The sequence below is a fragment of the Sorangium sp. So ce1504 genome, assembly GCF_051521635.1.
Classification (GTDB): domain Bacteria; phylum Myxococcota_A; class Polyangia; order Polyangiales; family Polyangiaceae; genus Sorangium; species Sorangium cellulosum_B.
The window spans coordinates 11,392,504-11,403,757 of record NZ_CP150365.1; the positions used below are offsets into that span (position 1 = coordinate 11,392,504).

The 11,254-nt window shown below is 71.4% G+C and carries 8 protein-coding genes; 6 read left to right on the forward strand and 2 right to left on the reverse strand.

The window, feature by feature from the left end; all coding sequences use genetic code 11:
- Window positions 1–13: 13 nt before the first annotated feature.
- Window positions 14–994: a sigma-70 family RNA polymerase sigma factor gene (locus tag WMF39_RS42880; protein ID WP_437742221.1), complete on the forward strand. Its 981-nt coding sequence runs from the start codon at window positions 14–16 to the stop codon at window positions 992–994.
- A 165-nt stretch (window positions 995–1,159) separates the two neighbouring features.
- Here the strand turns inward: WMF39_RS42880 and WMF39_RS42885 are convergent, their stop codons facing one another.
- Window positions 1,160–1,492 (reverse strand): polyhydroxyalkanoic acid system family protein, encoded by a 333-nt coding sequence (locus tag WMF39_RS42885; RefSeq protein ID WP_437742222.1) that lies wholly within the window; start codon window positions 1,490–1,492, stop codon window positions 1,160–1,162.
- 407 nt (window positions 1,493–1,899) lie between these two features.
- On the opposite strand from WMF39_RS42885, the gene rseP reads away from it, so the two are divergent.
- The 3 genes from rseP to WMF39_RS42900 all read left to right on the forward strand — a co-directional run bounded on the left by rseP (window position 1,900) and on the right by WMF39_RS42900 (window position 6,885).
- Complete coding sequence (rseP, locus tag WMF39_RS42890) at window positions 1,900–3,570, forward strand: RIP metalloprotease RseP (RefSeq protein WP_437742223.1); 1,671 nt, start codon at window positions 1,900–1,902, stop codon at window positions 3,568–3,570.
- Window positions 3,563–5,044 carry an RsmB/NOP family class I SAM-dependent RNA methyltransferase gene (locus tag WMF39_RS42895; RefSeq protein WP_437742224.1) on the forward strand — a complete coding sequence of 494 codons (1,482 nt, stop codon included), beginning with the start codon at window positions 3,563–3,565 and terminating at the stop codon, window positions 5,042–5,044. The genes rseP and WMF39_RS42895 overlap by 8 nt, the downstream gene beginning before the upstream one ends.
- 284 nt (window positions 5,045–5,328) lie before the next feature.
- Window positions 5,329–6,885, forward strand: a complete 1,557-nt coding sequence (locus WMF39_RS42900) for a serine/threonine-protein kinase (RefSeq protein WP_437742225.1) — start codon at window positions 5,329–5,331, stop codon at window positions 6,883–6,885.
- 28 nt (window positions 6,886–6,913) lie between these two features.
- Here the strand turns inward: WMF39_RS42900 and WMF39_RS42905 are convergent, their stop codons facing one another.
- The gene (locus tag WMF39_RS42905; protein ID WP_437742226.1) at window positions 6,914–7,873 is read right to left on the reverse strand and encodes a PEGA domain-containing protein; all 960 of its coding nucleotides are present in this window, start codon (window positions 7,871–7,873) and stop codon (window positions 6,914–6,916) included.
- A 107-nt stretch (window positions 7,874–7,980) separates the two neighbouring features.
- Here WMF39_RS42905 and WMF39_RS42910 point away from each other — a divergent pair, with 107 nt between their 5' ends.
- Together WMF39_RS42910 and WMF39_RS42915 are read left to right on the forward strand one after the other, a co-directional pair.
- Window positions 7,981–8,178, forward strand: a complete 198-nt coding sequence (locus WMF39_RS42910) for a hypothetical protein (protein WP_437742227.1) — start codon at window positions 7,981–7,983, stop codon at window positions 8,176–8,178.
- Window positions 8,165–11,011 (forward strand): hypothetical protein, encoded by a 2,847-nt coding sequence (locus WMF39_RS42915; protein WP_437742228.1) that lies wholly within the window; start codon window positions 8,165–8,167, stop codon window positions 11,009–11,011. The genes WMF39_RS42910 and WMF39_RS42915 overlap by 14 nt, the downstream gene beginning before the upstream one ends.
- The last annotated feature ends 243 nt before the right edge of the window (window positions 11,012–11,254 follow it).

Consider the following 11,254-nt stretch of genomic DNA (forward strand, 5'->3'; position numbering starts at 1 on the left):
TACCCGACGCTCCATGAGCAGCTCCACGGCCTCTCCTGCCCCGAGCGCCGGGCTCGCCGCCCCCGGCTTCGTCGCCGCGAGCTACCGCGAGCACGAGCGCTTCCTCTGGGCCCTCTCCTACCGGCTCACCGGCAGCGCCGCGGACGCGGACGACATCGTGCAGGAGACGTTCGTCCGCGCGCTGGAGCGCCCGCCCGCGCGCACCGAGGAGCCCGTCCGCCCCTGGCTCGCGCGCGTCGCGCTGAACCTCGGCCGCGACGCCCTCCGGCGCCGCAAGCGCCTCACCTACGACGGACCGTGGCTCCCCTCCCCGATCGAGGCGGAGCCCGAGCCCCCGTCGTTCGAGATCCCGGGCAAGGAGGGCACCGAGGGCCGCTACGACCTCCTCGAGAGCGCGTCCTTCGCCTTCCTCATCGCGCTCGAGGCGCTGACCCCGCAGCAGCGCGCGGTGCTCCTGCTCCGCGACGTCTTCGACTACTCGGTGCAGGAGACCGCCGCCGCGCTCGACCTGTCGGAGGCCAGCGTGAAGACGACCCACCACCGCGCCCGCCGCGCCCTCGAGCCGTACGAGCGCGACCGCTGCCGCCCCTCACCCGAGCTCGTCGAGCGGTCGGGCGCGGCGCTCGTGCGCTTCCTGCAGACGCTCGCGACGCAGGACGTCGCCGCCATCGAGGCGCTCCTGAGCGAGGGCGTCCGGGTCATCAACGACGCGAACGGCGAGTTCAAGGCGGCGCGCCGGATCGTCGTCGGCCCGAACCGGGTCGCGCGGTTCTACGTCGGCCTGCTGAGGATCGACGACCCCGGAGCGCTCCGCCACGAGCTGCGCCTCATCAACGGCCTCCCGGCGGTCGTCATCGAGCGCACGACCACCGTGGAGAAGCTGGCGCCGCGGTTCGTCATGCGCTGCGAGATCGACGCGAGCGGCCTCATCAAGGCGATCCACTCCGTGCTGGCCTCGCACAAGCTGACGGCCGTGAAGGCGCTCGCTCCGTGAGCGCGACGATGAGGCCGGCAGGGCGAGCAACGAGAGGCAGCCCCCTGCCGGCCGAGCACTGGAGTGAGTCGTGTCGCGAAGCGTACTTCGGCCGGCGAAGTAGATACTGTTGGAGCAACATAGCGCCGGCAGGCGCTCATGTCCATAGCGGAACAGCCCGCTCGCTCAGGTGGCTTTGCCGCCTCCCTGGGCCCGTTCGCGGTGCGCCTCTGCGATGAAGTGACGAACCTCCTTGTCGATGGCGGCGATCGCTATCCCCTTGAAGGGGCGCATCAGGAGAGGCACGTCGAGATCCACGTCCACGGCGCCGGGGCGGAGCTCCATGCTGCCTTTCAGCTTGACGCCCTTCACCGAGAAGCCGAGCTCGGCGCGCTTCGCGTCGCGCCACACGAGGAAAGGCTCGTACTCGGCGTACCGCTCTCGGTACTGCGCGATCGCTCGTTCGGTCGCCAGCTTTGCCTCGCTGTCGTTCAGGTCGTGCTCAATCGTGTGCTTCATGATGGGACCTCGCAGTTCGTATCAGGGCACATCGCGAGAATCGGCCAGGGGACCGTCCGCCGTGAGGCGTCGCTCGCGGGCGCGGCGCCCGGCCGAGTTCCATCGGTGAGATAACACGGATGCACGGGGCCTGCGGCCCTCTGGCGCTCGTCAGCATCGCGCATCGCGCGCCCGCGCTCTGTGACATTTCGCCACGCGGCGGAACCGCGGGTGTCTGTGGGCGGCCGACCGGGGCCATCACCGTGAAGGCATCGCAGCGCCGGAGGGCGCCTTTCCACGGACCGGACGGCGTACCTGCGCCGGAGGCCTGCGCCGGAGGCCGCCCTTCGCGCGGGGGCGCCCTGGCCCTGCGCCCCTCAGTGGCCAGTGGTCACCGAGCCCGGCCTCGCGTAAAGAGAGCCGCCGCCGTGGACCTCCTGTATTTCGCGCTGCTCTGCTCCGTGCTCATCTTCGTGCACGAGCTCGGCCACTTCGTGTGCGCGAAGATCTTCGGCGTGAAGGTCCTCACCTTCTCGATCGGCTTCGGCCCCCGGGTGCTGCGCCTGCGGGGCCGGGAGACGGAGTACTGCGTCGCGCTCCTGCCCCTCGGCGGCTTCGTGAAGATGCTCGAGGAGAACCGGCAGGAGGCCGTGCTCCCCGAGGATCGCAAGCGCACCTTCGAGTCCCAGGCGCTCTGGAAGCGCGTGATCATCGTCATGGCCGGCCCGGCGATGAACGTGCTCTTCCCGGTGCTGCTCTACTTCGCCGTCTTCATCGGGGAGACCCGCTTCGTCCCGCCGACGGTCGGCGTCGTCCTGCCGGGGCACCCGGCCGAGGGCCGGCTGGTCCCGGGCGATCGCATCCTCGAGGTGGACGGCGAGCGCGTCAGCACCTTCGCCGAGCTGCACCGGATCGTGACGAAGAGCCCCAACCAGGAGCTCCGCCTCAAGGTGTTCCGCAACAAGGAGCACGTCGAGGTCACGGTCGTCCCGGAGGAGAAGGTCGTCCAGAAGCCGCTCGAGATCGTGGACCGGGTGGGCGAGATCGGCATCCGGCCGAGCCGCCCCGCCGCCGTGGTGGGCGTCTCGCGGCCCGACTCGCCCGCGTTCCGGGCCGGGCTGCGCACGTTCGACGTCGTGACGGAGGTGCGCGGCACGCCCGTGAAGACGTTCGCCGACCTGGAGCTCGCGCTCGAGGAGAGCCGCGGCGCCACGGTGCCGGTCACGTACCTGCGGCCGGTCACGGTGCCGCGCGCGCTCGGCGGCCTGGCCGAGCTCGCCGTCTACGAGTCGGGCGTCGCCGCGCTGACGCCGGAGAGCGGCCACGGCGACCTGCTCGCGCGGACCGGCATCGAGCCGGCCGACCTCTACGTCGCCGAGGTCCCCGAGGGCTCGGCCGAGTGGGACGCCGAGCTCCGGCCGGGCGATCGCATCACGGAGGTCGACGGGGTCGAGGTCACCGCCTGGTCGACCTTCGTCGAGCGGCTCTTCGCGGCCCCGGATAGACCGCACGTCATCACGTGGCAGCGCTCGGGCCAGCGCAAGAGCGGCACCATCGAGCTCCGCCGCGAGGACTGGATCGACGAGTACGGCCAGCGCCGCCCGCGCTTCTACCTGCGCGCGTCGAACTGGTCGCCGATGGTGGCCGAGCCGTTCGTCGACAGCCCGTCGGCCTTCCAGTTCGCCCTGGAGAGCGCGGTCGACGAGACGTACGACGTCATCCGGTTCATCGTGGTCGGGATCGTCCGCATCATGGAGGGCAAGGTCAGCATCTCCACGCTGGGCGGCCCCATCACGGTGTACGACGTGATCGGCGAGGAGGGCGCGAAGGGGGTCAGCTACTTCGTCTGGGCGATGGCGGTCATCTCAATCAACCTCGGGCTCATCAACCTGCTGCCCATCCCGGTGCTCGACGGCGGCCACCTCCTGTTCTTCACGTTCGAGGCCGTGCTGCGGCGCCCGCTGCCGCTGCGCGTCCGCGAGATCGCGAGCCTTGTCGGGCTCGTGGTGCTCATCGGCCTGATGGGCATCGCCTTCAAGAACGACGTCGAGCGCCGCTGGGACGTGATCCAGGGGCAATTCAAGGAGCTCGTTGGCTGACCGGGGCCAAGGTGACGGGCGCGACGGCGGCCGCGGCCCGGCGCGCCCGCCGCATCCGGCCGAGAGCGCGCCGCGCGCGGTCGCGGCGCGCGTGCTCGCGCGGGTGTGGGGCTCGGACGCCTTCGCCTCGGCGGCCCTCGACGCCGAGCTGCGCCGCGCGCCGGCGCTCGACCCGCGCGACGCCGGCCTCGCGACGGAGCTCGTCTACGGCGTCCTGCGCGCGCAGGCGGCGCTCGAGGCGCGCATCGCCGAGTTCGCCGCGAAGAGCCGCTGGACGGCCGACCCGCTGGTGCGCGCCCACGTGCTGATGGGGGCGTACTCGCTCTGCTTCCTCGATCGCGTCCCCTCGTTCGCCGCGGTCTCGGAGGCGGTGGATGGCGCCCAGGCGGCCGGCGGGCCGCGGGTCGGCGCGTTCGCGAACGCCGTGCTGCGCCGGCTCGCGGCGGCCGTGGAGTCCGGCGGTCGCCCGCCGCTCGCGAGCGCGGTGGTCGCCTCCGCGCCGGGGTGGCTGCGGGGCGCCCTGCGCCGCTCGCTCGGCCGGGCCGCGGCCGAGGCGTTCCTGTCGGCCGGCCCGGTGCCGCCGCCGACCGGCCTCTGCCTCGCCCCTGGCGAGGACCGCGGCGCGTGGATCGAGGCGCTGCGGGCCGCCGCGCCCACCGGGTCCTTCGAGGCGGGGCACGTCTCACCGACCGCGATCGTCGCGCGGGGGGCGGGCGATCTCCGGCGGCTCCCAGGCTTCGGCGCCGCGTGGATCGGCCAGGAAGAGGGGGCGCAGGCGCTCGCCTTCGCGCTCGGCGCGCGGCCTGGCGAGGCCGTGCTCGACGCCTGCTCCGGCCGGGGCAACAAGTCGTGGCTCCTGTCGCGCGCGGTGCTGCCTTTCGGCGCGGTGGACGCGGCGGACCTGTACCCTGCGAAGCTCTCGCAGCTCCGCGCGGCGCTGGGCGCGCCTCCCGTGAGCGCGGAGGGCGCAGGCGCGGAGGCCGGCGATGCGCAGGCCGACGCGCGCGACGGGCTCGGGCGGGCTGCGGCCTCCGTGCGCGAGACCTACGCCGTCGACTGGACGGTGGGCGCGGGCGACGTCCCCGAGGGCTACGACCGGGTGCTCGTCGACGCCCCTTGCTCCGGGGTGGGCACGCTGCGGCGGCGCCCGGAGATCGCGCTCCGGCGCGAGGCGGACGATCTCCCTCGCCTGGCCGACCTCCAGGTCGCGATCGCGCGCCGCGCCGCGACCCGCGCCCGGGACGGCGGCCGGCTCGTGTTCGCGGTGTGCAGCGTGCTGCGCGAGGAGTGCGAGGCCGTGGCGGCGCGGCTCGCGGCCCCGGCGGACGACGGCCTCGGCGTCCGGCTGGAGCCGGCGCCGTTCGACGCGGAGCTCGCGCGCGAGCTCGCGGGCGGCGGCGACGCGTTCCGGCTGCTGCCGCACGTGCACGGCACGGACGGGTATTTCGCCGCGATGTTCGTCGTGCGGCGGTGACGACGCGTGACGACGCGTGACGGCGCGCCCGTCCGCCGTCCTTGTACGATGGTAGGCGGATAAGAGCAGCTTGACTTCCGGACAGCGTTTGGACTTCCTAACGACGTTTTGGCGGCAGCTGCCCAGCCACGAAGCGCCGCCGCAGCTGTCGGCAAATGTAAGGAGGTGGGGTTATTGGTGCGATAGCCGCAATTTGTCTCCGCGGTGTTTCTTATCGCTGGGCACTCGCTTCGTGACGCCGCACACTCGTACGGTCAGGGCACTTAACAAACCTTCCGAGTAGCGTGAATCCTGCGCCGAACCTCCTGCCCAACACCCCGGCCGAGCTCGGGCCCGGGACCGTGTTGGGTCGTTACGAGCTGCTGCTGCCGATCGCAGCAGGCGGCATGGCCATGGTGTGGGCGGCGCGGCTGAAGGGGACGCGCGGCTTCCAGAAGATCGTCGCAGTGAAGACGATGCTGCCGACGCTGTCGGAGGACGACCAGTTCGAGCGCATGTTCCTCTCGGAGGCGTCGCTCGCGTCCCAGATCCGGCACCCGAACGCCGTCGAGATCCTCGACCTCGGCGAGCAGGACGGCGTGCTGTTCCTGGCGATGGAGTGGATCGACGGCATTCCGCTCAACCAGGTGATGAAGGTCGCGAAGCGGCAGAACGGCATGCCGATCCCGATCGCGGTGCGCATCGTGGCGCAGGCCTGCGCCGGCCTGCACGCCGCGCACGAGCTCAAGGACAAGAGCGGCAAGCTCGTCGGCCTGGTGCACCGCGACATCTCCCCGCAGAACATCCTGGTCACGTACAACGGCCTGGCCAAGGTGGTGGACTTCGGCGTGGCCAAGGCCACCGCGCTCAACGACAGCACGACGCAGGCCGGCCAGCTCAAGGGCAAGGTGAGCTACATGGCGCCGGAGCAGGTGCGCGGCGACGCGATCGACCGGCGCGTCGACGTGTTCGCGATGGGCATCGTGCTCTACACGCTCACCACCGGCAAACACCCGTTCCGCAGGGAATCCGAGGGCGCGACGCTGTTCGCCATCTCGTCCACGGACCCGGTGGAGGCGCCGCACGAGTTCCAGGCCGACTACCCGGCGTCGCTCGAGGCCGTGCTGATGCGCGCGCTCGAAAAGGAGCGCGACCAGCGCTACGCCACGGCCAACGAGCTGATGCGAGCGCTCGACAAGGCGCTTCCGCCGGGCCAGCGAGCCACCGACGAGGACGTCGCCAATTTCGTCCGCGAGCTGTTCGAGGACCAGCAGGAGCAAACGCGCGCGGCCCTCACCGAAGCGCTGGAGCGCGCTGACCGCAATCAGCTGAGCAACAACCTGGGCCGCTCCGACGTGACCGGCGCGAGCCCCTCGTCGGTGAGCGCCTTCAGGACCGTCAACCTCCGCGGCGCGGCCCGGGGCGTGGCCGGACAGAGCACGCTCGACGACGAGATCCCGCCGTTCGCGCGCTCCAGGAGCCACGCGCTGCCCACCGTCGTGATCCTCGGTCTCCTCGCCGCCGGCGTGCTCGCCGTACTGCTCCGGGGCGCCGACGCGCCCGCCCCTCTTCCTTCCGTCGCCGCGCCCGCCGCCCCGGCGTCAGCCGCCCCGGCGCCCGCGCCTCCCAGGGCGGAGGCGCCCCCTGCGACCGAGCCCGGCGCGCCCCCGGGCGAGCCCTCTGCCTCCGTCTCGGCCAGCGCAGCGCCGGCCCCGGCGCCGACGACGCCGGCTCCGCTCCCGGTGTCACCCGCGCGCGCGACGCCCCGCCGTCCGACCAAGCCCGCCGAGCAGAGCAGCTCGCCGAGCCCGACGCCAACCCCCACGCCGCCCAAGTCGTGGAAGCATGATCCGGGGTTCTAGCACCCCGCTCTGGGCGAACTCGACTCCCTCAGAATGTTCCTGAGAGACTCGCGCCGATCTCGGATCCGCCCGCGACGGGCACGAGCTCGAGCGAGGTTTTCTCGGGCTGCTTTGGCTTCCTGTTCTGAAGAAGCAAGATCGCGGTCGCCGTGCCGACCGCGGCGACGCCGACGCCGAGCGCCACCTGCGCGCCATAGTGATAGAATTTGAGGTCGTCGTAGCGCGACTGCATGGAGGGCGGGCACGACTTGCCGTCCGGGCCGCAGGCGTCTTCCAGATCCTTGAGCGCTCCCTGGCGGAGCCCGAACAACACCCCGGAGCCGATCAGGCTCGCGGCGCCGACGCCCCCGATGACGTACGGCACCACCTTGGACGGCGGCCTCTCCCGCAAGGCGCCCGCCTGGATCAGCAGCTCTTGCGGCAATGCTTCGAGCGTCACCTCGACGCGCGTCACCCCCTCCTCCTTCAGCTCCACCGTCTGTTGGAACGGCCTGTAATTGGGGGCCTTGGCGGTGAGCGCGTGAGGCCCGGGATCGAGCGGCACCTCGACGCCGATGGACGTACCGCCGAGGGCGACGCCGTCGAGCGCAATGGCCGCGGAGGCCGCCCCTTTGCCGCGCACGATGACGAGCTTCGGGATCCGGGCGCGCAGCCGGCCGATCGACTGCTCGACCTCGGCCCGAAAATCGGGCCCCACGGTGTCGGCCTCCGCGAGCGCCAGCTCGTAGCCACCGAGCGCGGTCACGAGCCGCCCCAGATTCTCCTCGCACACGGCGATGTGGAAGCGCACCTGAGGCGTCATCCGCACCTGGCCGACCTCGCGGAACCGCTGCAGCGCCGCGGCCCAGTTGCCCGCTTGCTCGAGCTCTGTCGCCTGCTGAAACTGCGCGCGGGCTTGCTTGAGCTCGTCGGTGTCCTGGGCGAGCGCGGGCGCTTCGAGCAGCAGCAGCACCGCTGCGACGCGGAAAATTCGCGGGAAATTCCTCATGCGGCGCCTGCCATGGTGACTTGAGGCCTCCGCTCCTGTCAACGAGGCGGCGCGGCCTTCGCGGCGCGCGTCAACATGGCGGCGCGGCCTTCGCGGCGCGCGTCAACATGGCGGGCGCGGCCTTCGCGGCGCGCGTCAACATGGCGGCGCGGCTTTCGCCGCGCGCGACGCCGCACCGCGTCGTGGTCGGAGGTGCGCGCGCGCCGGCGGAGCTTTCGCGCGCGGATCCTGACGCCGCCTTCTCAATTTATGGCCGCGAAATCCGCCAGCGAATGATACTTTTGTCGTTCGATGTCGACCCCTAGCTTTCTGCGTCGCTTCGCGCTGCTCCGCGCGTTCTCGGCCGCCGCGCTGACGGCGGGGATCTTCGCCGCCGCCGCATCATGCAGCGTGCCGGACTTCGAGTTCGCGTCGGTATCCGGCCCGCCGGCGCACTGTACGGACGACGCGCAGTCCGACGGCGAGACGGGCCTGAACTGCGGCGGCGAGTGCGATCCATGCCCGCTCGGCTCCGGCTGCGCCGCGAGCCGCGACTGCGCCGAGGGCGAGTGCATCGATGGCGTCTGCCAGGAAGCGGGTTGCATGAACGGCGCCCGCGACGGCTCGGAGTCGGACATCGATTGCGGCGGCAGCTGCGACAAGAAGTGCGCGACCGACCAGACGTGCAACGGGGCCAGCGACTGCGAGAGCGGCGTGTGCCAGGACGGCCAATGCGTCGCGCCGACCTGCACCGACGGGGTGCCCAACGGCACCGAGAGCGACGTGGACTGCGGCGCCGACTGTGGGGGCTGCCAGGACGGCAAGATCTGCCGCTCGAGCGGGGACTGCCTCAGCGACGATTGCATCGACGGGGTGTGCGGCCCCACCTGCTCGGACGGCTACGCCAACTGCGATCGCCAGGCCGAGGGCGAATGCGAGGTGAACGTCCGCACCGACACGGACAACTGCGGCAGCTGCGGCCTGAAGTGCGCGCTGCCGAACGCGACCGCCGAGTGCCAGGGCGGCGCCTGCAAGGTCAAGGCGTGCGAAGCACCCTACGCCGACTGCGACGGCGATCCCGAGAACGGCTGTGAGGTGAACACTGCGACGGACTCGAGCCACTGCGGCGGGTGCGACGAGCTGTGCCCGGCCGCGAACGGCGACGCGTATTGCGAGGCGTCGGAGTGCAAGGTCGAGTGCGACGCGGGCTTCACCGACTGCAACGGCCAGGTCGTCGACGGTTGTGAGAGGGCGACTACCCGTGACGTGTTGCACTGCGGCGGGTGCGGCATCGAGTGCGTGCCCGAGGCGGGCGGCAGGCCCTGGTGCCGCAACGGCGTTTGCGGCGAGACGATTTGCCCGGCCGGCAGGGGCGACTGCAACGGCGACCCCGAGGACAGCTGCGAGGTGAATCTGGCCGCCGATCCGGAGAACTGCGGCACGTGCGGCGGCCTGTGCACGGTCGCCAACGGCACCGGCAAGTGCACGGCCACCGGCTGCGCCATCGGCAGCTGCGAGCCGGGCTTCGCCGACTGCGACGGCAGCTACGACAACGGCTGCGAGACGAGCACGGACACGAGCCTCAGCCACTGCGGCGCCTGCGGCGAGACCTGCACCATCGCCGGCGGCACCCCCAAGTGCGAGGGCGGCGAATGCAAGGTGCGGACGTGCAACAGCGGGATGGGCGACTGCGACGGCAATCCGGACAACGGCTGCGAGACGAACGTCAACTCGAACCAGACCCACTGCGGCGCCTGCGCGGCCGCCGGCGGCGTCAACTGCAACACGATCTACGCGAACGCCACCGCGACCTGCCAGGGCGGCGCGTGCTCCTTCGCCGGCTGCAAGGCGGACTACGGCAACTGCAACAGCTCGCTGACCGACGGCTGCGAGGCCAACATCAGGACCGACGAGGGGCACTGCGGCGCCTGCGGCACCCAGTGCAACACAATCCACACCACCAGCAACCTGTGCCTCGACGGCACCTGCAACCCGGTGTGCACGAGCGCGCAGTACGACGCTTGCGGGGTGCCGAGGAACGGCTGCAACATCGACCTGTGGAGCGACGAGAGCAACTGCCTCGGCTGCAACCTCGTGTGCGAGAGCGGGGCCAGCGCCCACGTCGCCAGCAATCAATGCAGCTCGTCGGGCTGCAACCCGGTGTGCAGCGGCCTGTGGCGCAGCTGCGACGGCAACGGAATGAACGGCTGCGAGAAGGACGTCTCCAGCGACGTCAACGCCTGCGGCGCCTGCAACGCCCGGTGCCTCCAGGCGCACGCGAGCGCCACCGCCTGCACGGCCGGCACCTGCGTGCCCACCTGCGACCCGGGCTGGAAGGCTTGCGGCGACCCCAGCGGCGGCTGCACGACCCAGCTCGGCACCGCCAGCAACTGCGGCGACTGCGGCCACGTGTGCTCGGGGACGAGGTCCATCTGCTCGAACGGCAACTGCGTCGTCTCGCCGGACATCGTCGTCGTCAACTCGGGCACGACCGGCACCTTGAGCACCATCGGGAATTCGGCGCCCATCATCAACGTGAGCCACGCCCTGCAGACACCGCGGGACAACGATCGCATGGTCCTTGTCGGGATCGTCGCCTCCGAGAACTCGCTCGTGCCGGTGAGCGTCACCTACGACGGCACGCCGATGACGCTCTTCAACGCGCGGCAGGCCGACAACAACTCCGCCGCGCACATCTACTACCTCCTGGACAGCCAGCTTCCGGCCGCCACCGGCAACAAGCCCGTGGTGGTGCAGATGGCGAGCTCGAATACCTGGGGCGTGTACTTCGCCAACGTGGTGGAGCTGAAGGCCGTGCACCAGTCGAACCCGTTCGCGAGCGCCACCACGACCGGCATCCACACCAACACGACGGACTGCGGCCCCAGCGCCGTGCCCCGAGGGGTGACCACCAACTTCAGCGCGAGCGGCTCGTTCGTGTACACGGTGATGGCGGCGCGCAACGGCAACACCGGCGCCACCATCAGCCCCACCGCGGCGACCTCCACCATGAACAGGCGCCTGACCGATCCGACGACCATGGTCGCGCTGGCCGGCTATCTCGTGGCCAACTCCAACACCACCATCTCCTGGACGGTGAGCGGCTGCTACAGCACCGCCGGCGTCGGCGTCGCCGTGCGGCGCGCCAGCGGCGGCTGAGCGCCTCGAGGCGCCACGCTCCTCTATCACGGATACCCGAGCGCCCCCGACGCTCGACCATGCATATGCCCAGTTGAGAACATTACCGCTCCGCTCCGACATCCCTTCGGCGCTCACGAGAAACGACCCACCTGCGCTCGTCAGAAATGGTCCGGACGGTCGGGCGAGCCCGATCGCTGCCATGTAGCGCGCCCTCCAGCCGCTGTACCGTGCCGCGCGCGTGTGAGAGGATCGCTCTCGACC